Source organism: Shewanella algidipiscicola (genome assembly GCF_003605125.1).
In the GTDB taxonomy this organism is placed as follows: Bacteria; Pseudomonadota; Gammaproteobacteria; order Enterobacterales; family Shewanellaceae; genus Shewanella; species Shewanella algidipiscicola.
In genome coordinates, this window is the sequence record NZ_QPQT01000011.1 from 25,379 (window position 1) to 49,121 (window position 23,743).

A 23,743-nucleotide genomic window follows, 5' to 3' on the forward strand; every position below is an offset into this window, starting at 1 on the left:
TAGATCATGATCAAATAATAGCTTATCCACATATTTATCATTTTAAAACGTAATATGTGGATAAGGTTGATCTAATCTGTGGGCTATTACTCGAGTTATACGGATATGGGATCGTTAGAGATGATCTTGCCAGGTGCTTAACCAAGCCTGAGCAGGCTCTTCAGGGATGGGATCGTATTGCACATCGATCTGGATCTTATCCACATAGACTTGTGCACCGCAATTTTCGATCGCTTCAATTAATTTTTCAGGCCCTTGGCAAAAAGTGTCGTAGCTGGAGTCGCCAATGGCACACAAAGCATATTTGGTTCGACTAAGATCGGGATTTTTGGCTACGATTTCTTCGTAAAAAGGCTGAATATTGTCAGGTAGATCGCCTGCACCATGGGTTGATGAGACGATTAACCATAGGCATTTAGGGTCAAGATCGCTCAGTTCTGGGGTTAAATGCACCTGAGTTTGGTGATCTAAAGCCTCTAATTGTGCCGCTAATTCATCGGCAACATACTCGGCACTGCCCAGTGTTGTACCGACAATCAGTTCTATTTTTGCCATTATTTTTCCTATATTGAGTCATAAGATGATTAAGCTTTATGCTGCATTAACCGATTAAAACCGAGTTAATGTCAATCTAAGCCATTATGGCATCATAAGTGAAAAGCCCATTTAGGTCTTGTAGGTAAGCAGCTTATAACGATAAATAAACGCCATACCTCATAATGTGATGGGGTCTCTGCTAGCCAGTTTTAAAGCGGTTTTTGGGCATAGAGCAAATAGTTTACGTCGGGTTGGCGGCAGGTTTTCCATTGGTTGAAAAATGGATTAAAGCGCATTCCTTCCACTTTTATGGTGGTTAATCCGTGGCGCGATATCATGTTATCTATCTCTTGTGGCTTCACAAAATGACGCCAATCATGAGTGCCCTTGGGTAGGTACCCCATGACATACTCAGCCCCGATAATGGCGATAAGATAGGATTTTATCGTGCGATTGAGAGTCGCCATCACCAATAATCCTCCTGGTTTTAACAGCTGACAACACACATCGATTAACTGGCGTTGGTCGTCGACATGTTCAATCACTTCGGTATTTAAAATCACATCATATTGGAGTGGTTTATTCAGTAAATCATCGGCTAAGCAATGTTGATACTCGACTTTGATCGACCAACTTTTAGCATGTCGTTGTGCCAATAACACATTATAGGCGCTGGCATCGATACCGGTGACATCGGCGCCCTGACTGGCTAACGGTTCGCATAGTAGGCCTACACCACAACCAATATCCAAGATCGACAAACCTTCGAAGCAGACGTCTTGAGTTAAATCTCGTTGATAATGACCTGCTATGGCATCTTCTATGGCGGTTAAGCGCGTCTGATTAAAGGCTAATACGTGCTTAAATTTACCTTTAGGATCGCGCCACTCCCGCGCTAGATCATCAAATTTGGCGATTTCAGCTTGTTGATCGAGCATCTTGGGTCTATTGCTCAGCTGGCTTTTATCTAACATAAAGATCCATTTCTATTTGCAAGTTAGTTGATTATATACGTACAAAACGGTGACGATAGTTCACCTAAATCTGTGGATACTTAATCGTCATTATTTGTCGGAGCCATCATTAATATTACGCTGAAAGGAAGGTTAGTCATGGCACCAAGTGACGAATGGTATAGCGCTGCAGATTTATCAATCATTAACAGTGTAGTAAAAGAGGCAAGCGCTGGGCGCTCAGTGGTAGCTGTTTATAGGGGAAAGAGTGGGGTGGTTAAGTCGTTTATTTTGTGGCTATGACTTAATGGCTGAATCGCCACTACTTCACTAGACGACTTTTAGCATTATTGAGTGTTATTGAACACTCAGGTGAGGCGGCTTTACTTTCATTAGTCAGTGTCAAAGTGTGGTTTAAACAACACCGGGTAATTAGCAGGTAAAAGGCGTGCGTTGGTCGGCGGCTAATTGCCCATAAGCTGATATTCATACTAGTAAGCTTATATAAGTACAGCAGCCAACAACGCGTTAAAGCTGGGTTAACTAATACTTTTAACTTGTGATACCAAAAGCCAAATGGCTAAAGCAAAAAAGATGATCCCCATAAACTTATTTTGATTTTGTCTAAATTTATCATTATTAAGTAATGACTTACCTAATGTACCCACCATAGCGACCAATAATAGATTAAATAGTAATCCCATTACATTGAGTAATAGACCTAAGACTAACATTTGCTGGCCAGAGCTCGTGGCTAGCTGAGTCGAGACAAATTGCGGTAAAAACAATACAAAAAAGATCAACGCTTTAGGATTGAGCAGATTGCTCATCACTGCACGTCGGTACAGTTGTTTAGCAATATTATCTTGTTGCTCAATTTGCGGGGTATCGGCCGCACTGCTGCGAATACAATCCCATCCCATCTTCAATAAGTAGGCGGCACCTAATATACGAAGTAGTTCTAAAGCTAATGGATTAACCGCTATGACTGCAGAAACGCCCAGTGCCGCCAGCAATGTCAAAATAAGCCCCGATGTGGCATTACCAAAGCTGGCATAAACCCCCACCTTTTTACCATAGCTTAGGCTAGAGCTGGCGATTAATAGCATGTCAGGGCCAGGGATCAGCAGCAGCGCAATTACAGTGGTTAAATAGAGTGGTAGTAGGTTGAGATCGATCATCAAAAATGGACTGCTTAAGGTTAAAGACTAAAACAAGGCGCGGATTTTACAGCGATCAATCTGAAATGAAAGTGATGTGGGGCGTTTAAAACCATTAATCACTGGCAGGGCAGGTTTACGATGGTGGAATTTACTGCGTATTTTTAATTGAGCTTCACAGTTTAATATTAGTGGCTAATGCCTGAAAGCTGGTGAGCTGAGCAATACTATTTCTACTGTGCATTTTACTCAAGGCTAAACAGGTTTGCGCTGTGGAGATTATGAGTCAAAGTCTAAGTGGTATTTATCCCTAAGCTAAATATAAAGCGATTATATAAAATATCATCTTGAATCAATTTCTTATGTGATATATTCACTAGCACTTTGATTGTTAGTCTTGGGGCATATCTGGCTATGGAACAGGTCGGGATTTACGAAAAGCTTATTACTCAACTCATTGAGCAGCGCTTAGATAAGGACATATTTTTTGTTGGGGAAAGGAAGCTAGAAGTTGCTGAGGCAAGTGTTTGGCTCTCACGTTTTTTGACTAAAGTCATTGAATATGTGATTCATTCTGTTCCCGCAGATGAAAACCAAGTTATCAATCAAATCAGTTTGGCTAATCGGTTAGTGATGTGGCTCAAAGAGCACATTAACGATGATGATTTTATTGATGAAAATCTCATCGATAGCCAAGGCCGGATACTCACGGCTCTCTTTAACAAGCAAAATCCTATTGCAACTGATTTACCTAAATATACGGCCGCCATATTTCCATTAACAGGGCTCACTCAGAGTGAGCTTTTTTGTGGTAGTAATGCGGGATTATCGCTTGAAAGTGAGCTTAAACGTGAGATCCGCTCATCAGATAAAATCTATTGGCTGGTGTCATTTATCAAGTGGACGGGTATTCGTATCTTCAAAAATGAACTTGAGGAATTTACGCGCAGTGGTAAAGAGTTACGCATCATCACGACATCTTATATGGGCGCGACTGATGCTAAGGCCGTCGAGTTTCTAGCCAGTTTACCCAATACCCAAGTAAAATTAAGTTACAACACTAAACGCGAAAGGCTGCATGCAAAATCCTATTTATTTTTACGGAATACGGGTTTTCATACTGGTTATATCGGTTCTTCAAATTTATCGCATTCTGCATTGACTAGCGGGCTTGAGTGGAACCTTAAGATCACCACCCAAGAAATTCCCCACATCATTGATAAATCACTCAGTACCTTTGAAACTTACTGGGAATCGAACGAATTTGAGCTTTTTAGCGGTGATGCGAGCAGTAAAGAAAAGTTAAACAATGCACTCAAAGAAGCAAAAGGCAGTAGTACCGAATCGAGCTCATTTCATTTTGACATTAAGCCGTTTGCGCATCAGCGAGAAATCCTCGAACAGCTTGCTGTAGAACGAAGCGTTCATGGCCGTTTTAAAAATCTCATCGTCGCGGCAACTGGCACGGGTAAGACTATTATATCTGCGTTCGATTTCGCGCGATTTTATAAACAACATCCAGAAGCCAATTTTCTATTTGTTGCCCATAGGCAAGAAATTTTACAGCAAGCCCTCAGTGCTTATCGCGGTGTGTTAAGGAATAATCAATTTGGCGAGTTATGGGTAGCAGAGCATAAACCAAATAGTTACAAACACTTATTTGCATCTATTCAAAGCTTGAATCTGCAACTTGATAACCTGCCATTAGCGGCTGATTTTTATGATTATATTGTGATTGATGAAGTCCATCATGTTGCTGCGAGTAGTTACCGAGGGCTATTAGCTCATTTTGAGCCGACTATTTTACTTGGGCTCACGGCAACCCCTGAGCGTCATGATGGTGTCGATATTTTGGCTGACTTCTGCGGTGTGATTGCCGCAGAAATACGTTTACCCGAAGCCATCAATCAACGGCATTTATGTCCATTTCAATATTTTGCGATCGATGATGAGACCGATCTTCGCAAGCTAAGTTGGAGCCGTGGCCGATACGATGTTGCTGAACTGAGCAATTTATATACTCATAATGAACAGCGTGTGACGCGTATTATTCGCAGCCTAGCTGAAACTGTAACAGATATAAATAATATTAAGGCGTTAGCCTTTTGCGTAAGTAAGGAACACGCCGAGTATATGGCGAAAAAGTTCAATTTATCAAAGATTAGCGCCGATGTGCTGACCAGTGATAATAGTGAAGAGCGCCACGAAAAACGGCAAAGCTTAGTTAGTGGCAAATTATCCATTTTGTGTGTGGTGGATATTTTCAACGAAGGTGTCGATATTCCAGAGGTCGATACCTTGTTATTTTTACGGCCAACGGAAAGCTTGACTATATTCCTGCAACAACTTGGCCGTGGTTTGCGTCTCACCGATGATAAACAGTGCTGTACTATATTAGATTTTGTTGGCAATTCACGCGATGAATATGATTTCTCACAGAAATTTAGAGCGTTAGTAGGTAAAACCAATCAGTCGATTAAAGATGAAGTTCTGAATGATTTTCCGCATCTACCACTAGGGTGCCGAATTGAACTTGAGGAGAAAGCGCAGTCGATGATTTTGCGTAATATTAGCCGAGCTACGCTCAATGCCAATCGATTCACCAGTCTAATGGCAAACTTTAAACATCAAACTGACTTGCCGCTCACGTTAGGCAATTTTTTACGCATGAACCCGCAAGTGAGTCTTGAAGATATTTATCGCATAAAGATTAATGGCCAAAGTGGATGGACCTTGTTAGCCGAGGCCGTACAGGGGATTGCAGAACCTGCAGTTCAGCCCGATTTAGCTAAAGCTTATTATCGCGCGATTAACTTCCACTTACTCAGTTGCACGTCATTATCCTATTTAAAATTTATCAAACAGTTATGCGAAAATGATTTTGTCTTTAATGGGGTGGATTCTATTCAAAATCAGTTTGCTTTGATGTGTCATTACAACTTTTGGGATAAGTCAGGTACGGCTTTAAACGTTAACAGTTTAGCGGCTAGTTTGCTGATGCTACGCAATAAGCCGTTACAGGAAGAATTGTTGGCAGTATTGGCGATACTGATCAACCGGATACACCATCAAGAAATGGATTTGGAATTGGCGCAGCCCAGCGCATTGAAAGTGCATTCTCGTTATACTCGTGAGCAAATTTTAGCAGCAATCGGTGCAAGCACATTTGTAGCTAAATCGCCTTCAAGAGAAGGTGTGCTTGCTATTAATGACCAAAATCTTGAATGCTTATTTGTAACGTTAAACAAATCAGAGAAGCAGTTTTCACCGACAACCATGTATCACGACTATGCCATTAGCGAGCATCTTTTTCACTGGCAATCACAAAATAGCGCACGGCCAGAACGTGGTCGAGGCCTGAGTTATATTGAGCAACAAAAGCTAAGGAAAACCATACTGTTGTTTGTTCGAGAGCAGTCAAAAGACGAAAATGGCCGCACTATGGGATTCGTGAATTTTGGCAAAGTACATTATGTCAGCTATAGCGGTTCACAACCGATGAATATCACATGGCGATTAGAGCATCCAATACCTGATGTAATGTGGCATGACGCCGCTAAATTATCTGTTGGTTAGCAAAGAGCCTCTGCTTATCAATTAATCAATCAAAACATAAATCTAAATTCCATTTTATTGCAGATAGTTATAGAGAGTTGCAAAGGCTAAGTTGTTCCCAAGGCGCTATATAAAGGCATGTTCAATTAACGCATTTTTATAATGCTATGTAAGCTCGAACAAACTTAGCCATTCCCTTATACTGCATCTCATCAAATCGAGACCACTTAAAACTAGGGTTAAGTTTATGCCGAATTGCTGCAATCCTAATAGAGCCAAAATCTTCATCATAGGTCTGCCGCGAACAGGAACCACGAGTGTTAGTGTGGCTTTGTTAGAACAGGGCTTTAAAGTGGCTCATCAAGCGTTTACTAAGCAGGCATTTGAGTTGGCGGATGTGGTGTCTGACGCGCCTTGTTTCAGTGATTATCGGCAATTACATCAGCTCTATCCCAATGCAAAATTTATTTATCTTGAGCGGGCTTTAGATGCTTGGGTGCCATCGATGCAGATGTTACTTAGTCGAATGTTGGTGCACCTTGATGATAAAACGGGGCGGTTTCATCCCATTTTAAAGCGCAGTTTTAATCACAGTTTTGCGATTAATCGGGTGGATGATCCTATGTGTGCGATGCATTTGGTTGATTGTTATCATAATCATAAAAAACAAGTTTTTGATTACTTTAGCGAGCAAGCTAACTTTATTAGTATTGATATTAGTGATGCTGATAGTTTGGCAAAGCTTATGACATTTTTATCGGTTGAACCTTTGAACGGCGCGCTATCTTGCGATCTGAAACCATCTTCCCACTCAAATTTGCCTCATTTAAACTTTCCTCATTTAAATAAAGGGCGAAATGTCGCCAGTTGGGATGAATATAAACATCCTAATAAAATCAGTGCTAATGCTGTCGGGCCCGATAAACGTAAGTTTTTCAGTTACAAATTGGGTTAACTTATCTTGAACATCACATAATTACAGTGGAATAAACGAGAGGTGAAGTTTCACGTGGAACTTCACCGCCCTAGTTGCTATTAACCAAAGGCTTTGAATTGCACTATTAATAGGTAATAGGCAGTAACAACTGAGTCTGTTTTTATACATGGTCTCTTACCCACCATGCTCATCAAACCCGCGCTAGCGTATGCTGTTCTCTAAACTTCGGTTGTTTAGACTTCAAAATATCACGACTGGCCATGTTAACTTCCGCTATCGAGCTCACTTTCGACGTTTTACCACCTTGATGCCGCCATGTTTATCTATAGTTGCTGCGTGTGTTATCGCTCGCAGTGGGTGTTGGTCATAGCCTACTCGGTTTATCTTCATGTTAATTGAGTCATTACTGCCTAAAGACCTGATTGATTTCGATCTAAATTATTTAGGCTAATACTGGGTTAATTAGATTGGTCTGATTGGCGTGCATTTGTTAGGTCTAAATATTGGATCGAGTGCTGGGGAAGCAGAGTTATTGCTTGTTGGTTGGTATGCTGAAAAAGCGTGAAAATCTAGTATAAAAAAGCGAGTAGAATGGTTGACATCGACTAATCAGTCGATCTGCGCTGCGATCTGGCTTATTTTTAGCGATAAATTTTGAGTATAACTTTTTTACTGAGATCTGAAATTTACTAAGCTAATCAAAATACACAAATAACATCGATTTATTTTTTCCTTAAAAAACAAACCATTAACGCTTCGCGCCTTATGTTGATTAACTTTAGATCCCCCGTGGATTACTTGTTGATATCTCTGTTGATTAAATTGATCTCGATCTGAGTGTTTATGCACCAAAGCGTGACAAGATCTTTAAATGATCGCCACTTTTTTGTTTGATTTTTGAGCGGGTATAGCGCCAATGTCACGGCTGAATTGGAGGTAAGATTGAACGTCAATTTGGGTGCGTTTGAAAACCATTTTGGTGCCTCTGCTTTAAAACGTGATTATTTTGATCTTGCTTCGGGTGAATCTATAGTAATGGTTTTTAGCAACGTTGAGTTGTCATCATTAGCCAAGCCTTTTGTTCGCATCGATGATGGAAAATACCAAACCTTTATTCGACAAGTTGATTCAAGAGTTGAGTAAGACGTTAAACCTTAAACCTTAATGATGAAGCTGTGCTTTACTCCGAGTTTAAAATCTAAAGATCGAAGCAAGAGTTAGAGGCTGAGCTTCACTTATCCCTTGCACATCAACTATTTCAGCAGGGATGCCATACTGTTCGACTAGCAGCTTTGCCAAACTGTTGGCTCGCGCTTCGGACAATGTGAGATGGACGCTTCATCTCCCTGACTATCAGCAAACCCGGTGATTTTATATGTGCCTGTGCTGTCACCTGGAATGAACTCTGCAATACTGGCGATCTGGGCCCTAGTTAACTCTGCAGAGTTTACGTCGAAATTAAGTGTTAACGCTTTATTTGATGAGCTCTTTATGGGGGCCGCCGTCTCGATAACTTCCATCACCAGACAAGGTTGGGAGTCAATATCTGTTACGTGACTGCGGCAAATATCGCCAGAAAAAGGACACTGGCGTACCCAGCTTGCCTGTTAGGGAATTGACTTAAATTAGCTTTTTGCAGCGACTTTGTATAACAGGGTGCGGTAGAACACTTGCATGGCTCAATCCTTGACCCTGATTTACTTTCTCGGCTATTTGACTATCTCAATCACTTCTGCATTTTGAACTCATTGCTATAACGCAATGAAAATACCGATATGATATTGAAATACATATAAATTAATATGTGCAAGGTTACTCGTTTTCCCAAATGGACAGAGGCTGAATAGAACACCATTGCCAGAATTTCTTCTCAACCAAGTCACTTGCCTCTAAAGGGACTCGTCCTTCAAACAGGCGCCAATTCTCTTCGGCAAATTTCAATGCGTAGCGGTAAAGCTGTCCCTTAGTCGTTTCAAAATTTGACTCATCCATGCCAAAAGCACCGCCATCACGCATCAACTCCCAAGGAATGACTATTTCCCCTGACTTCTTCTTATGGTTTCTGAAAAAAGCTTCGGTAAACACACTGGCGGAGCCTCCGACCTCTGTACAGTCATTCCATCGCTGACAACTATAGTAAAGCTTGTCGCTTTCGGCAGAACCATCTTCAGCTTCCAATGCTTTATATGGACATGGGCGTTCCCAAGCCCTTTCTATACTGGCCTCAGCTACGCCTTTACGCGCCAGTTCAACCTCATGGGGCTTAGGAATGGCCATTTCTAATAACAAGTCATAGCCAGTTTTTTCCTCTGCAATGGAAATAGAGGCGGCGCTGAGCAGCGAGGCACAAAGTAAAAACTTTGCTTGAAATAACCTTATTCTAAATCGCATTTTTGCACCTAAGTCACTGTTGATAAGAAGTCGAAATACATACCAATCCTAATCATCTAGTTTACTTTTCCAAATAGACAAAGGTTCGACCGTGCACCATTGCCAGAATTGCTTTTTAACGAGTTTGTCGGCTTCGCTAGCACTGCGCCCTTCAAACAAGCGCCAGTTTTTTTCAGCAAATTTCAAGGCGTAGTTATACGAATGTCCCGAACCTCCTCCAAATTCTGCATCATTCTTGGCCAAGTCTTCGCCATCATCTTTCCACTGCTGAGGAATTTCCTCCCCAGTTTTATGGTGCTTGAAAAAACCTTCAGTAAACCGACTCGCATCAGCACCTGCTGTTTTACAATCTTGCCAACGGCGACAGCGCAGGGCGGCTTCGTCAACATCGAAATCGCCCGAACCTTCCGTAAGCAAACGAGAGCTGTTATAGGGACATGGCCGCTCCCAAGCATTCTCTATGCTTGTCTCTGCCACACCTTGACGGGCAAATTCAACCTCATCGGGTTTAGGGGCGTTAGCAAGGATGCTTTCCACAGTTAGCGCTTTTTCTTCCGCCACTGATGTAGGAGCAAGCATGAATAGTGATATACAAAGTAAAAGTTTTACGCGAAAAAGTATTTGGTTGAATAACATCGTTACAGTGTTCCTATACGAAATATGTTGTTTTACGATAAAAGGGATTAGGCGACATGGCACTGTGGCCTTGATCACTTGATGTCCTGCTAACGAGCACTGGCCTTAGAAGCAGTTTCGTTGTAAGCGTTCAAGCCACCAGCCTTGGCAGCGTCAGTTACCGCTTTTTTACCTGCTTTTTCAGCTTCACTATTGGCAGTCTCAGCTTCATTTGCACTACCTGAAAGTTCAGCGGCCATAGAAGCCGTTTGGTTACGTACCACATCACCAAACATAGTGAACGCCCCGATAGTCGCAATAGCAATTAGAGCCACGATGATGACGTATTAAGCCATACCTTGACCGCGAATTTTACGTTGAGACATAGTTTCATTCCTTGAATCAATTGATAGTAATTTCGCGGTTATTATTAGTACAATCCTTCGATGAATCAATTGCCCAGAAGGGTAAAAATTACTTAGGCATCATACTCAGAATGATTAATTAGTATGATGACATTAATTGAATTCGCCCTTTAAGGTTGTTTTTCCTGTAAATATTTTGGAGATGCATTTTCACAGTGTTTAGCGAAATATTCAGCGCATTTGCGATTTCCTGATTGCTTAGTCCTTTAAAAATACAATCCACTATTTGCCGTTCTTTCTGGGTGACATTAAGAGCCATTCTTTCAGAGTTTTGAGTCTTTTTATTGTATATTTCATATACATATTGTGAGAGCGCTTTTCGTGAAAAGTACATCTCCCCTTTAACAAGGAAATCGATAGCAGTTAGCTGCAACACTAAAGAACTATTTCTTATCAATTGGCCGTGAAACCCTGTCCGCAGCAATTCGATTTCGATTTGAGTATCGAGGTGATTTACTATCGCGATATAGGCTGTAGAGGGCTTTGGCGTCGAAGAGACGCAGGGCTCTGGCTTTTGTGTACAATCTACAAAAACCACGCGATTGATATGCTGTTCATCCGTGTATGATAATGCTTTGCGTAAACACCGACCATTCGCAAGGTAAAACTGCTTTAACTCAGGTAGTAAGTCAAAACCCTCTCCCTCCAGGCGTATACTGGTACGAGTTCGTATATCCATATAGTTCTCGGGTAATATTAAGCTGAAACAAATACGGAGGCTGACACTTTAATTGTTTTGTCGTATCATCCTACTCTCTTATTAATACGCTAAAGTAAGATTCGCCCGCTGAAAAGGATTTTTTTATGGGACAAAATACTTTATTGAGTGCAGTATTTTTGGTTGTTACTGCCTTCAGTGCCTCTGCCAGTACGTTTTTCAGCACCTTCCCGGATGCCAAATATCCCGCAGAAAAACGCATTCATTTTACGCCATTCGATCTCATTACTGCCGTTGATGGAGACAAACTCTCTGTTTTGCCTGTGTCAGGAAAACTGACTCAACATAGTTTCGAGCTTCCAGACAGCTATACGCTGGACCTTGTTATCAATAACTATCTGGCACAACTTAAAAAACTAAATGCTGAGATAGTGTTTCAATGCCAACAGGAAGCCTGCGGTGATCCCTATGTCCTAAGGGACCAGTTGGCACCTAGGATAACCGTAGATACCAGTTATCCTGGCGCATATGTGGCGGCAAAGCTAACTGGTTCCAGCGGGGATGTTTACAGCGTCATCTATGCTTTTCACCGTGAGGACCGTTACACCAAGGTACAGCTTGTTACCCTTGAGACTATTCCCGAGCCACTGGATCTGATTGTGGCAAATCCGGCATTTTTACAGCAGACTCCACAAGAGGTGGAGATAAAAGATAGACGCAGTGAAGATAGTCAGGACTCGGCAGATCATCCACTGCTTGGCCGCATGCCCGGCAGTTTTATCAGTCGCTACAAGCAAACTAATTTTACCCAAGTCCCTGTGATCGTCGGTATGTCTGCAGCCGGTTATCAGACCCAGCCACTCGATGCCAAACTCACCGAGATACGTTATCGGATGCCAGAGGAATACTCGCTGTTTGAAATCAGCAGTAACTACGCCGCCGCTGCCAATAAGCTGGCCGCTGAGTCCGTATTCCATTGCAAGGGTAAAGCCTGTGGTGACGATGCCGAATTGATAAAGTCTATGGGGTTACATCAGGATGATAACACCGATGAATGGCAGGACTATCAGCTATTTAAACTAAGCCGCCCAGGTGGTGATGTGTATTTCGATATCTATGCTCAGGGCCGCTACGATGGCACGCCGGCAGACACCACTGTGCGAGTGATGGAGCTCTCGGCACTGAAAGATGACAGGGTTGTCATTGACCTCGATGCCCTCACCAAGGCCATTACTCAATCGGGCAAGGCTACCTTGGAAGGCCTGCTGTTCGATTACGACAGTGACCAGATGCTGTCAGAGTCCAAGACAGTGCTAGAAGTACTGGCAAGCTACCTTAAACAATACCCAAAACTGGATTTTTACGTGGTCGGCCACACCGACGATAAGGGCCACAACCGCTATAATCAGAGCCTGTCACAGCGCCGAGCGGCGGCAGTGATAAAACAGCTCACCGAGCAATACCAGATACCCGCTAGCCAATTAGCAGCCCATGGCAATGGCGAGTATAGCCCCGTTGCCAGTAATGCCAACGAAGCAGGCCAGCGGCTGAATCGCCGTGTGGAGCTGGTGCTCCGCTCTGACAAAAAGTAACCCACCGAACCTTCGCAGCCGGTTACATTGTACAACCATCAGCTGCGAGGATAACCCGTTGGTTACATAGGGAAATAGACCATATAATTGTAGACAACTTTACTCTGGCTGGGGGTCGGACGGGTCTTTGTTCCATAGCTGGCAGCCGAAGATATTTATAAGTTGGTCGCAGTTTTGGTTTGTCGTGACCGTACAGGTTTAAGGTTTCTTAGCTGCGCTTACGTTTATTTTGGCGTCCACTTTGTGTATTTGTGGTGTAGTCATAGTCATAAACTAAGCGTAGTGAGTGTTATCAGCTTTTTAAATAGAAATTTTCATTTTAGACTCCACTTGGGCCCCAATCGGTGCGAGTAGCATGTCATGGAGCCCAAATGGGGGCTATATTTGGCAATTAACGGCAAGTGACGATCTAATAAAATCAGTATGTTATCTACCGTTGCTTGCTGTTGTTTTCCGTTATTTGCCCACTTTACTTCCCGATACAGAAAGAGCCGAATATTTTACCCAGTAGGTCATCTGAGGTGAATTTACCCGTGATTTCAGATAGGGCCATTTGGCACATCCGCAGCTCTTCAGCGAGCAGTTCACCCGCTTGATAAACCTCTAACTGCTCTTTGCCCAGTAATAAGTGACTACTAGCAAGCTCTAAGGCTTCTAAATGGCGCCTACGGGCGATAAAGCCACCTTCAAGGTTGCTTTGGTAACCCATAAGAGATTTAAGGTGTGCTTTAAGCTCCTCGACGCCTAAGCCGGTTTTTGCTGATAGACGAAAGACTTTATAACCCTGTTCTTGGCTGGTCTCTAATGGTTCGCCAGTCAGATCGGCTTTATTACGTATGACGGTGACGCCAAGGTTTTTGGGGAGGCGATCAATAAAGTCTGGCCAAATATCGTGGGGATCGACCGCATCGGTGGTGGTGCCATCGACCATAAATAACACTTGGTCGGCACTTTCTATTTCGGCCCAGGCTCTCTCGATACCTATTTGCTCTACCGTATCTGTGGTGTCACGTAGGCCTGCGGTGTCGATAATGTGCAGCGGCATACCATCAAGGTGAATGTGTTCGCGCAATACGTCACGGGTAGTGCCGGCTATTTCGGTAACGATAGCCGATTCTTTACCGGCTAATGCGTTCAGTAGACTCGATTTGCCTGCGTTCGGGCGACCCGCAATAACGACTTTCATCCCTTCGCGAATAATAGCGCCTTGTTTGGCACTCGATTGCACCGAGTCGAGTTTGTCGATAATACGGTTGAGCGAGGCGGCAATTTTGCCGTCAGAGAGAAAGTCGACCTCTTCATCGGGGAAGTCGATAGCGGCTTCAACGTATAAACGTAAGTTAGTCACCTGATCGACCAGATCATGTACCTGAGTGGAAAATTCACCCTGCATCGAATTGAGGGCGCTTTTGGCGGCTTGTTCGCTGGTGGCGTCAATCAGATCGGCAATGGCTTCGGCTTGGGTCAGATCCAGCTTGTCGTTCATAAACGCCTGCTCGCTGAATTCCCCAGGTTTAGCAATACGTACGCCGCCCACTTCCATGACGCGTTTTATCAGCATATCCAGTACGATTTGGCCGCCATGGCCTTGTAGCTCGAGTACATCTTCGCCGGTAAATGAGTTGGGCCCCTTAAAGAAGAGGGCAATGCCTTGGTCTATCACGGCGCCATTAGCATCTTTAAAGTCACAGTAATCGGCATAGCGGACTTTAGGGATATGCCCTAACACGGCCATTGCCACTTTGCTGGCGTTGTCGCCCGAGATACGTATGATCCCCACGCCGCCGCGTCCGGGAGCGGTTGCCTGTGCCACGATAGTATCTGTTGTCATTACTGTGTTTCCTAAATTGATGGTGAATGGCAAAAATATGCGTTTATATAAAACAAAAAAGCGGTCAATACTTAGTATCCGACCGCTTTTGTTTGTTGGAACTAAAAGGTTATTTTAACCCTTTTTTCTCCAAACCAGCATAGATGATCTTCTGCTGAGTAATCGCAACAATGTTACCGACTAACCAGTAAAGTACAAGACCTGCTGGGAACCATAAGAAGAATACGGTAAATACCACTGGCATCCATTGCATCATCTTCTGTTGCATTGGGTCCATAGTTGGCGCCATTGGCTGCATTTTCTGCATTAAGAACATTGAGATACCCATTAGGATTGGCATCACATAGTAAGGATCTTGTACCGAAAGGTCGGTGATCCATAGCATAAAGGGTGCATGACGCAACTCAACGCTTTCTAACAGTACCCAGTAAAGGGCAATGAAAATCGGCATCTGTAGCAAGATAGGCAGACAGCCACCCATAGGGTTTACTTTCTCTTTCTTGTACAGTTCCATCATCGCCTGACCCATCTTTTGACGGTCATCACCGAAGCGCTCTTTCATCTCAGCTAGCTTAGGCTGCAGGTTACGCATCTTCGCCATTGAGGTGTATTGTGCTTTGGTTAGTGGGTACAGCAGGCCACGAACGGTTAAGGTGATAAGGATAATCGCTAAGCCCCAGTTACCTACAAATGATTGGAAGATCATCAGTAGTTTGTAAATAGGTACTGCCAACCACCATAGGAAACCATAATCGACCACTAGGTTCAGTGATTCAGATATTTCCGATAATGCCGCTTGGTCTTTAGGACCAACATAGAATTGCGCACCAATGGTTTGGCTGCTACCTGGGGCAATATCATACACTGCACCACGGAAACCAATATTGGCTAATCCGCCTGCGCTAATGCTAGAAAAAATCGTGTTTTGGTCGTTTGCTGGTGGAACCCATGCAGAAACGAAGTAGTGCTGTAGCATTGCAGCCCAGCCACCTAGGGTTTTCTTGTCTAGGTTTTTGTCAGCCATATCTTCGAAGCTGTATTTCTCGTAACGGGTATCTTGAGTCGAGAATGCTGCACCGCGATAAGTTGGCATCATCATGCTACTTTCGCTTTCTTTGATACTGTGCTTGATTTGGCCATACATCTGTACCTGTAGCTGTTCGCTAGAGGTGTTGTTGATACGGTAATCTACATCGATGTTGAATTTACCACGATGCAACACAAACACTTTGGTGTAAGTCACACCATTGTCGGCCACATAAGTCAGTGGTACTTCGAGTGTTTCTTGGCCATCGGCCATAGTGTATTGCTGTGCTTGGCTTGAATAGTGGGCACGGCCTTTAACGCTTCTATCGATACCGTTACGACCAATTAGGCCGCTTTGCGCGATATAGTAGATGTCGTTGGTTTGCTCGAGCAAAACGAAAGGTTCGTCTTTATCGAGTTCAAGTTTATGCGCCACTAATGCCGAATAAACGATATCACCACCGACTGGGTTGATTTTTAATATCAGCTGGTCTGTGGTGACAGTAATGAGTTCTTTAGATGCAACGACAGCTTCTGGAAGTCCAGCATCGGCATCAGGAACATCACTACCGTGTGAATTTGCGACAGTAGTTGATGCGGCCACTGATGATTCAGTAGCAACGGGTTGCGGGTTTTTGTCTGTTTGCCATTGCTGCCACAGCAAAAAGCTGACAAAAAGCAGACCGATAAGCAATATATTGCGTTGAGATTCCATAGCCTATTTATTACACCTGTTATTTTTTGGAGGGACGGGGTCTTCACCGCCCGGATGTAAAGGGTGACATTTTAATACGCGTTTCCCTGCAAACCAACTCCCTTTCACAAATCCATGCAAATGAATGGCTTCAATGGCGTAAGTTGAACATGTGGGGTGAAAACGGCACTTTGGCCCTAGTATAGGGCTGATAAAGATTTGATAACCACGAATTAGCTTAGTGGCTAGCCATTGTAACGGCGACTGAGTTTGCGCCATAACTTCTCTACCAGTTTGTGGAGTGTTGCATTATCCATATCCAGTACGCCATTTCTTACCAAAACAACGATATCAAGCGGGGGTAACTCGTGCTGATGCAGACGAAAATTATCACGTATGATGCGTTTAATTCTGTTGCGTTGATTAGCTCTCTTTACATAACGTTTAGCAACGGTTAATCCAATACGTGGATGTTGCTCTGAGTTAGGTATAGCAAGTAAGGTAATTTCAGCCGAAGAAGCTTTGATAGGATTTGAGAATACAGATTTGAATTGCGCGGGAGTTAACAAACGTAACTCCCGCGTAAAGGTATAGCTGGTCACTTGCATTTCTACTGATTAAGCAGAAAGACGAGCGCGACCTTTTGCACGGCGACGTGCGATAACCTTACGGCCACCGACAGTAGCCATACGAGCGCGGAAGCCGTGAGAACGCTTGCGCTTCAGGTTGCTAGGTTGAAAAGTACGTTTACTCATTATGGCAATCCGTCTTTGTTAGGTGAATAAACCTGACTCCTAAAAATTTAGAAGTAAGGGCAAAAAAGAGGCCGAATTGTAATCACTTTAGCGATGCCCGTCAACAAGCAAAACCAACAAGTGGACAAAATCTTCCTTTTACACTTCTGATCAATGAGGTTAAACACACACTCTGTTGTGGATAACTCTGTGAGTGAACACTATATCTTGTGGATCTTGCATTCATTTGCCTGATCGAAGCACGCTAATTATAGATCGATCTGGATCGCTTAATAAAGCTGACTTTACGGGTTTATCTAAATAAATTGATCGGCTGCGATCGATCTGGATCTGTGTAAAAAAGTCAAGTTGATCTTACTGGGGATAAATCTATTTAAAGGATAGCGATCCTTGTGATCTCACTATAGAATACACCCCTTTGTATGATCTTTTGGGGATAAGTACGTGGCGGTTTCACTTTGGCAGCAATGTATCGGACGACTACAAGACGAGCTTTCGGCTCAGCAATTCAGTATGTGGATCAGACCGTTACAAGCCGAAATGGACGGGGATACTCTAGTGCTGTACGCACCAAATCGGTTTGTTCTCGATTGGGTGAGAGACAAGTACCTTAATACCATTAATCAATTTTTTACTGAGCAAATGGGCAGTAGTGCGCCTAAGTTGCGTTTCGATATTGGTAGCCGTCCAGCGAGCCAGCCTGTTCGACCGACCGCTTCAGTAAAGAGTGCCACGATACCGTCGGCCAATAAGTCCCCAGGTAAGCCGTCGTTCAACACCAATGAACCGTCGACGATGACTAATCATCGTAGCAACATCAATCCTACTTACCAGTTCGAGAACTTCGTTGAGGGTAAATCGAACCAACTGGGTAAGGCGGCTGCATTGCAGGTGTCGGAAAACCCAGGTGGCGCCTATAACCCACTGTTTTTATATGGTGGTACCGGTTTAGGTAAGACGCATTTACTGCATGCTGTCGGTAATGGCATTATCAAGAATAATCCCAACGCCAAAGTGGTTTACATGCATTCTGAGCGCTTCGTTCAGGATATGGTTAAAGCGTTGCAAAATAATGCGATTGAAGAGTTTAAGCGTTATTACCGCAGTGTGGATGCGCTGTTTATCGATGATATTCAGTTTTTTGCTAATAAAGACAGATCACAAGAAGAATTTTTCCATACCTTTAATGCCCTGCTTGAGGGAAATCATCAGATCATCCTGACCTCTGATCGTTATCCCAAAGAGATCGATGGCGTTGAAGATCGTCTTAAGTCACGCTTCGGCTGGGGCTTAACCGTGGCGATTGAACCACCAGAGTTAGAAACCCGTGTCGCGATTTTAATGCGTAAAGCACAAGAGAGCGGGATTAACCTTCCTGATGAAGTGGCATTCTTTATTGCTAAACGCTTACGCTCCAACGTACGTGAACTCGAAGGCGCTTTAAACCGGGTTATTGCTAATGCTAACTTTACCGGTCGTCCGATCACTATCGATTTTGTGCGTGAAGCGCTAAGAGATCTCTTGGCTCTGCAAGAAAAATTGGTCACTATAGACAATATTCAGAAAACCGTTGCTGAATATTACAAGATCAAGATGGCCGATATGTTGTCTAAGCGTCGTTCACGCAGCGTGGCACGTCCACGACAGATGGCAATGGCACTGTCGAAAGAGTTGACCAACCAAAGCTTGCCCGAGATTGGGGATGCCTTTGGCGGTCGTGACCACACTACCGTTTTGCATGCGTGTCGAAAAATTGCGCAGCTACGTGAAGAAAGTCATGACATTAAAGAAGATTATGCTAACTTGATCCGTACGTTATCTTCATAAAATCTGGGAAATTGAAACACATGAAATTTTCAATTGATAGGGATGCCCTATTAAAGCCACTTCAACTGGTTAGTGGAGCGGTGGAGAGACGACATAACTTGCCTATTCTGGCAAACCTTTTAGTTGAAGTAAGTGGTCACTCACTTAAGCTGACCGGCACCGATTTAGAGGTGGAACTGGTTGGCCAAGCACAGCTTGAGGGTGAGGTCATTGAGGGGCGGACGACCGTTCCAGCTAAGAAATTTCTCGATATTGTTAAATCACTTCCCGATCAAGTCGAACTTAAAATAGAGCAGCAGGAAAACCGCCTGTTGCTGCGCTCGGGACGCAGCCGTTTTACCTTGGCGACGCTGCCTGCCGAAGAATACCCAAATGTTGACGCCTTTCAAGCGGAAATCGAATTTACCCTCAAGCAAGGCACCTTAAAGTCGCTCATCGATGCAACGCAGTTTTCGATGGCTAACCAAGATGTGCGTTATTACCTTAATGGTTTGTTGTTAGAAACCGAAGGGAATGTGCTCAGAGCTGTTGCAACCGATGGGCATCGTTTGGCGTTGAGCCATCGCACCTTAGCCGATTCATTACCTGAAAAGCAGGTCATTGTGCCGCGTAAAGGTGTGTTAGAGCTGCAACGTTTATTTGAAGGTGAAGATCTCGATGTCACCATCGCGATTGGTGACAATGCCATCCGTGCTATCACTCAAAGTGCGGTATTTACCAGTAAATTGGTCGATGGTCGTTTTCCCGATTACCGTCGAGTGTTGCCGAAAGGAGGCGACAAGGTGGTGATTGCCAGTCGTCACCAATTGAAACAGGCCTTGCTACGCGCCTCTATTTTGTCGAATGAGAAGTTTCGTGGGGTGCGGGTACAGCTTGAACAAAACCTGATCAAGATCACCGCTAATAACCCAGAGCAGGAAGAGGCCGAAGAGATTTTAGATATCGAATATGATAATGCTCCGTTAGAGATTGGCTTTAACGTCAGTTATCTTTTGGATGTATTAAACAACTTACCTTCCGATGATGTGCGTATCACCCTAATCGATGGCAACTCCAGCGCCCTGATTGAAAACCATATTGAAGAAGATTCTATGTATGTTGTGATGCCAATGCGTCTGTAACGCAATCGGTAACGCCACTTAGCCGTGGCGTTTGTTGTACCCGTCTGGTAGATCAATTGAGTATTTAATGAGTTTAACTCGCCTTCATATCGATGCTTTCCGTAACATCACTAGTGCGCAGCTGCAGTTAGGCGATGGTTTGAACCTTATCTATGGCCAAAATGGCAGCGGCAAGACCAGCATCTTAGAAGCAATTTATTTTCTTGGCATGGGACGTTCGTTCCGCAGCCATCTATCGCAGCGTGTCATCCAAAACAGTGAAGATAAGCTCACGCTATTTGCTAATTTAAGCCTAGGCGATCAACAACACAAAATTGGTTTACGTCGTTTTCGCTCGGGTGATACCGAGGTTAAAATTAATGGCGACAAGGTCAAAAGATTATCGACATTGGCCGAAACTTTACCTATTCAGGTGATCACTCCTGAGAGTTTTTCTCTGCTTTTTGAAGGCCCCAAAGCACGGCGACAGTTTATCGATTGGGGAGCCTTTCATACCGACAAAAACTTCCACAGTGCTTGGGCTAACGTTAGGCGTATTTTAAAGCATAGAAATCAGCTGCTTAAAAGCCAAACTGACTATCGGCAAGTCCAATTCTGGGACAAGGAACTGGTGCGTTATGCCGAAATCGTCACCGAGATACGAAAGCAATATGTAGGCTCGTTAAATGAACGACTTAAGGGTATAATCGAAGAGTTTTTACCTCAGATAGATGTTAAAGTTTCCTTTACTCGAGGTTGGGATAGCAAAACCGATTATCAGGCGTTATTGCAGGCACAATATCCCAGAGATTTAGCGGCGGGACACACTGCGAGTGGTCCCCATAAAGCGGACTTAAGACTGCGTGTAGGCACTTTGCCGGTGCAGGATGCATTATCTAGAGGTCAACTTAAATTGCTCGTGTGTGCGCTGCGCATTGCACAGGGCAAGCTGCTAAAACAACAAATTGATAAAAACAGTATTTATCTGGTGGATGATCTTCCATCGGAACTGGATGCAAGACACAGGCAACTGTTGTTGCAGCAGCTATGCGATACCGGGGCGCAAGTGTTTGTGACGGCAATCGAGCCTGCGGCAATAGTGGATTCGTTAAACACACCGCCAGTAAAGGTGTTTCATGTGGAACAAGGGTGTGTAACGGTAATTGAATAACCGACGAGAGAATAATATGTCAGAGAATAGTTATGATTCTTCGAGTATTAAGGTTTTAAAAGGCCTTGATGCGGTACGTAAGAGACCGGGAATGTACATTGGTGATACCGATGATGGCACAGGTCTACATCACATGGTATTCGAAGTGGTCGATAACTCTATCGATGAAGCACTTGCTGGCTATTGTAGTGATGTCACCATCAAAATCCATTCTGATGGCTCGGTATCGGTTAAAGATGATGGCCGTGGTATTCCAGTCTCTATCCATGAGGAAGAGGGGGTATCTGCTGCTGAAGTGATTATGACGGTTTTGCACGCCGGTGGTAAGTTTGATGATAACTCTTACAAAGTGTCTGGTGGTCTCCACGGTGTAGGTGTTTCTGTGGTTAACGCGCTGTCTGAAAAGCTGCAAATGACCATTCGTCGTGACGGTAAGGTATACGAGCAGTTCTATACCCATGGTGTACCTGATGCGCCTATCTCTGTGGTGGGTGAAGCTGCGACTACTGGGACCGAAATTCGTTTTTGGCCAAGTAACGAAACTTTTACCGACGTAGAATTCCATTTTGATATTCTGGCTAAACGTGTACGCGAACTGTCTTTCCTTAACTCGGGTGTCGGTATTCGCTTGGTCGATGAGCGTGATAACCGTGATGAGTTCTTTAAATATGAAGGCGGTATTAGTGCATTTGTTGATTATCTGAATGTTAATAAAACACCAGTAAACAAAGAAGTATTCCATTTTATCCAAGAACGTGAAGACGGTATTACCGTTGAAGTGGCGATGCAGTGGAACGATGGCTTCCAAGAAAACATCTTCTGTTTTACTAACAATATTCCTCAGCGTGATGGTGGTACTCACTTAGCGGGTTTCCGTAGTGCATTGACCCGTAACCTGAATGCTTATATGGATCGTGAAGGATTCAATAAAAAGGGTAAAACCAGCGCCACCGGTGACGATGCTCGTGAAGGTTTGACGGCAGTTATTTCGGTTAAAGTGCCTGATCCTAAGTTTAGCTCGCAAACCAAAGATAAATTGGTTTCAAGTGAAGTGAAAACCGCGGTAGAGCAAACCATGGGTGAGCAGTTAAGTGATTACTTAATGGAGCATCCAAACGAAGCTAAGCTGATTGTGGGTAAGATTATCGACGCTGCACGTGCTCGTGAAGCGGCGCGTAAAGCCCGTGAAATGACTCGTCGTAAAGGCGCATTAGATTTAGGTGGTTTGCCAGGTAAACTTGCTGACTGCCAAGAGAAAGACCCTGCGCTTTCTGAAATATACATAGTGGAAGGGGACTCTGCTGGCGGTAGTGCCAAGCAGGGGCGTAACCGTAAGAACCAAGCGATTCTGCCACTAAAGGGTAAAATCCTTAACGTAGAGAAGGCCCGTTTCGATAAGATGTTATCGTCACAAGAAGTGGCCACGCTGATCACTGCGTTAGGTTGTGGGATTGGCCGTGATGAATACGATCCTGATAAGACCCGTTATCACAACATCGTTATCATGACCGATGCTGACGTCGACGGCTCGCACATTCGTACCTTACTGCTGACCTTCTTCTTCCGTCAAATGCCTGAGCTTATCGAGCGTGGTTATGTGTACATTGCCCAGCCACCACTGTACAAAGTGAAAAAAGGTAAGCAAGAGCAGTACCTAAAAGACGATCCTGCACTAACCGAATACCTGACTAACCTTGCATTAGACGGTGGTGAAATTCATCCATCAAAAGATGCGCCAGCCATGTCGGGTGCACCATTAGAGAAGCTGGTATATCAATACCGTGAAGTGGAAAACATCTTCGATCGTCTTGAAAAGCGCTTCCCATTGATGCTGACCGAACGCATGTTGTATCAAGCTCAGTTAACCGATGAGCTATTAGCCGATGAAGCTAAAGTGAAGCAATGGTGTGACACTTATGTGGCGGCGCTAAAAGAGGCCGAATCTGGTGGGTTTATCTTTAGCGGCGAAGCTGTGTTTGATCCTGAGCGTAAAGTGTATCTGCCACAGATCACTATTCGTAAGCATGGTATCGATGCCTATTATCTGTTCTCGTATGACTTCCTACATTCAAGCGATTATCTGCGTATGGCGAAACTGGCCGATGCGCTTGATGGTTTGATTGAAGATGGTGGCTACGTTAAACGCGGTGAGCGTACTAAAGAGATTAGCTCTTTCGTTGAAGCGTTAGATTGGTTGATGGGCGATTCAAAGCGTGGTCTTTATATTCAACGCTATAAAGGTTTGGGTGAGATGAACCCTGAGCAACTTTGGGAAACCACGATGGATCCTGAGTCGCGTCGTATGCTGCGAGTGACTATCGAAGATGCCATTGGCGCCGATCAGCTATTTACCTGTTTGATGGGAGATCAGGTTGAGCCGCGTCGCGAATTTATTGAATCAAACGCACTTAACGTGGCTAACTTAGACGTGTAAGTCTTATTGACCGTTAAGCAGCAAAGCCTCAGAGAGATCTGGGGCTTTTTTGTTGCTCATTTTTGACTATCGAATTCGATAA

The 23,743-nt window shown here is 43.9% G+C and carries 20 protein-coding genes; 8 read left to right on the top strand and 12 right to left on the bottom strand.

Annotated features, from left to right (window positions below; genetic code table 11):
- Positions 1–114 precede the first annotated feature (114 nt).
- The 3 genes from mioC to DVO77_RS12970 all read right to left on the bottom strand — a co-directional run bounded on the left by mioC (position 115) and on the right by DVO77_RS12970 (position 2,671).
- The gene (mioC, locus tag DVO77_RS12960) at positions 115–555 is read right to left on the bottom strand and encodes an FMN-binding protein MioC (RefSeq protein ID WP_119978634.1); all 441 of its coding nucleotides are present in this window, start codon (positions 553–555) and stop codon (positions 115–117) included.
- 191 nt (positions 556–746) lie between these two features.
- Positions 747–1,511 (bottom strand): bifunctional 2-polyprenyl-6-hydroxyphenol methylase/3-demethylubiquinol 3-O-methyltransferase UbiG, encoded by a 765-nt coding sequence (gene ubiG, locus DVO77_RS12965; RefSeq protein ID WP_119978635.1) that lies wholly within the window; start codon positions 1,509–1,511, stop codon positions 747–749.
- Between the two features lie 518 nt (positions 1,512–2,029).
- Positions 2,030–2,671, bottom strand: a complete 642-nt coding sequence (locus DVO77_RS12970; protein ID WP_211328815.1) for a LysE family translocator — start codon at positions 2,669–2,671, stop codon at positions 2,030–2,032.
- 393 nt (positions 2,672–3,064) lie between these two features.
- On the opposite strand from DVO77_RS12970, the gene DVO77_RS12975 reads away from it, so the two are divergent.
- The 3 genes from DVO77_RS12975 (at position 3,065) to DVO77_RS12985 (ending at position 8,285) form a co-directional block, all read left to right on the top strand.
- On the top strand, positions 3,065–6,226 hold the full coding sequence (locus DVO77_RS12975) for a DUF3427 domain-containing protein (protein WP_119978637.1): 3,162 nt from the start codon (positions 3,065–3,067) through the stop codon (positions 6,224–6,226).
- Between the two features lie 226 nt (positions 6,227–6,452).
- Positions 6,453–7,160 (top strand): sulfotransferase, encoded by a 708-nt coding sequence (locus DVO77_RS12980; RefSeq protein ID WP_119978638.1) that lies wholly within the window; start codon positions 6,453–6,455, stop codon positions 7,158–7,160.
- A 924-nt stretch (positions 7,161–8,084) separates the two neighbouring features.
- Positions 8,085–8,285 carry a hypothetical protein gene (locus tag DVO77_RS12985; RefSeq protein ID WP_119978639.1) on the top strand — a complete coding sequence of 67 codons (201 nt, stop codon included), beginning with the start codon at positions 8,085–8,087 and terminating at the stop codon, positions 8,283–8,285.
- A gap of 669 nt (positions 8,286–8,954) precedes the next feature.
- Here DVO77_RS12985 and DVO77_RS19305 read toward each other — a convergent pair.
- The 4 genes from DVO77_RS19305 to DVO77_RS13010 all read right to left on the bottom strand — a co-directional run bounded on the left by DVO77_RS19305 (position 8,955) and on the right by DVO77_RS13010 (position 11,252).
- Positions 8,955–9,533 carry a hypothetical protein gene (locus tag DVO77_RS19305; protein WP_249038174.1) on the bottom strand — a complete coding sequence of 193 codons (579 nt, stop codon included), beginning with the start codon at positions 9,531–9,533 and terminating at the stop codon, positions 8,955–8,957.
- Between the two features lie 48 nt (positions 9,534–9,581).
- Positions 9,582–10,169 carry a hypothetical protein gene (locus DVO77_RS13000; protein ID WP_119978641.1) on the bottom strand — a complete coding sequence of 196 codons (588 nt, stop codon included), beginning with the start codon at positions 10,167–10,169 and terminating at the stop codon, positions 9,582–9,584.
- A gap of 89 nt (positions 10,170–10,258) precedes the next feature.
- A complete protein-coding gene (locus tag DVO77_RS13005; RefSeq protein WP_211328814.1) occupies positions 10,259–10,483 on the bottom strand; it encodes a pilus assembly protein in 225 nt (74 codons plus the stop codon).
- A gap of 169 nt (positions 10,484–10,652) precedes the next feature.
- Complete coding sequence (locus DVO77_RS13010; RefSeq protein WP_119978642.1) at positions 10,653–11,252, bottom strand: response regulator transcription factor; 600 nt, start codon at positions 11,250–11,252, stop codon at positions 10,653–10,655.
- 125 nt (positions 11,253–11,377) lie between these two features.
- Between DVO77_RS13010 and DVO77_RS13015 the strand changes: the two genes are divergently transcribed.
- Positions 11,378–12,823 (top strand): OmpA family protein, encoded by a 1,446-nt coding sequence (locus DVO77_RS13015; RefSeq protein ID WP_119978643.1) that lies wholly within the window; start codon positions 11,378–11,380, stop codon positions 12,821–12,823.
- A 469-nt stretch (positions 12,824–13,292) separates the two neighbouring features.
- Here the strand turns inward: DVO77_RS13015 and mnmE are convergent, their stop codons facing one another.
- From mnmE to rpmH, 5 genes are all read right to left on the bottom strand, one after another.
- On the bottom strand, positions 13,293–14,654 hold the full coding sequence (mnmE, locus tag DVO77_RS13020) for a tRNA uridine-5-carboxymethylaminomethyl(34) synthesis GTPase MnmE (protein ID WP_119978644.1): 1,362 nt from the start codon (positions 14,652–14,654) through the stop codon (positions 13,293–13,295).
- A 109-nt stretch (positions 14,655–14,763) separates the two neighbouring features.
- Positions 14,764–16,395, bottom strand: a complete 1,632-nt coding sequence (gene yidC / locus DVO77_RS13025) for a membrane protein insertase YidC (RefSeq protein ID WP_119978645.1) — start codon at positions 16,393–16,395, stop codon at positions 14,764–14,766.
- A 3-nt stretch (positions 16,396–16,398) separates the two neighbouring features.
- On the bottom strand, positions 16,399–16,653 hold the full coding sequence (gene yidD, locus DVO77_RS13030; RefSeq protein WP_110458790.1) for a membrane protein insertion efficiency factor YidD: 255 nt from the start codon (positions 16,651–16,653) through the stop codon (positions 16,399–16,401).
- Entirely contained in the window at positions 16,620–16,976 is a 357-nt protein-coding gene (gene rnpA, locus DVO77_RS13035) for a ribonuclease P protein component (RefSeq protein WP_110458843.1), read from the bottom strand. The genes yidD and rnpA overlap by 34 nt, the downstream gene beginning before the upstream one ends.
- A 15-nt stretch (positions 16,977–16,991) precedes the next feature.
- Positions 16,992–17,129 (bottom strand): 50S ribosomal protein L34, encoded by a 138-nt coding sequence (rpmH, locus tag DVO77_RS13040; protein WP_011867659.1) that lies wholly within the window; start codon positions 17,127–17,129, stop codon positions 16,992–16,994.
- Between the two features lie 444 nt (positions 17,130–17,573).
- Here rpmH and dnaA point away from each other — a divergent pair, with 444 nt between their 5' ends.
- From dnaA to gyrB, 4 genes are all read left to right on the top strand, one after another.
- Positions 17,574–18,956 carry a chromosomal replication initiator protein DnaA gene (gene dnaA, locus DVO77_RS13045; RefSeq protein WP_110458789.1) on the top strand — a complete coding sequence of 461 codons (1,383 nt, stop codon included), beginning with the start codon at positions 17,574–17,576 and terminating at the stop codon, positions 18,954–18,956.
- Positions 18,957–18,976: 20 nt separating this feature from the next.
- The gene (gene dnaN, locus DVO77_RS13050; protein WP_110458788.1) at positions 18,977–20,077 is read left to right on the top strand and encodes a DNA polymerase III subunit beta; all 1,101 of its coding nucleotides are present in this window, start codon (positions 18,977–18,979) and stop codon (positions 20,075–20,077) included.
- A 67-nt stretch (positions 20,078–20,144) separates the two neighbouring features.
- Entirely contained in the window at positions 20,145–21,227 is a 1,083-nt protein-coding gene (gene recF, locus DVO77_RS13055; protein ID WP_119978646.1) for a DNA replication/repair protein RecF, read from the top strand.
- A gap of 16 nt (positions 21,228–21,243) precedes the next feature.
- Positions 21,244–23,661, top strand: coding sequence for a DNA topoisomerase (ATP-hydrolyzing) subunit B (gene gyrB / locus DVO77_RS13060; protein ID WP_119978647.1), 2,418 nt, complete (start codon positions 21,244–21,246; stop codon positions 23,659–23,661).
- Positions 23,662–23,743: the final 82 nt, after the last annotated feature.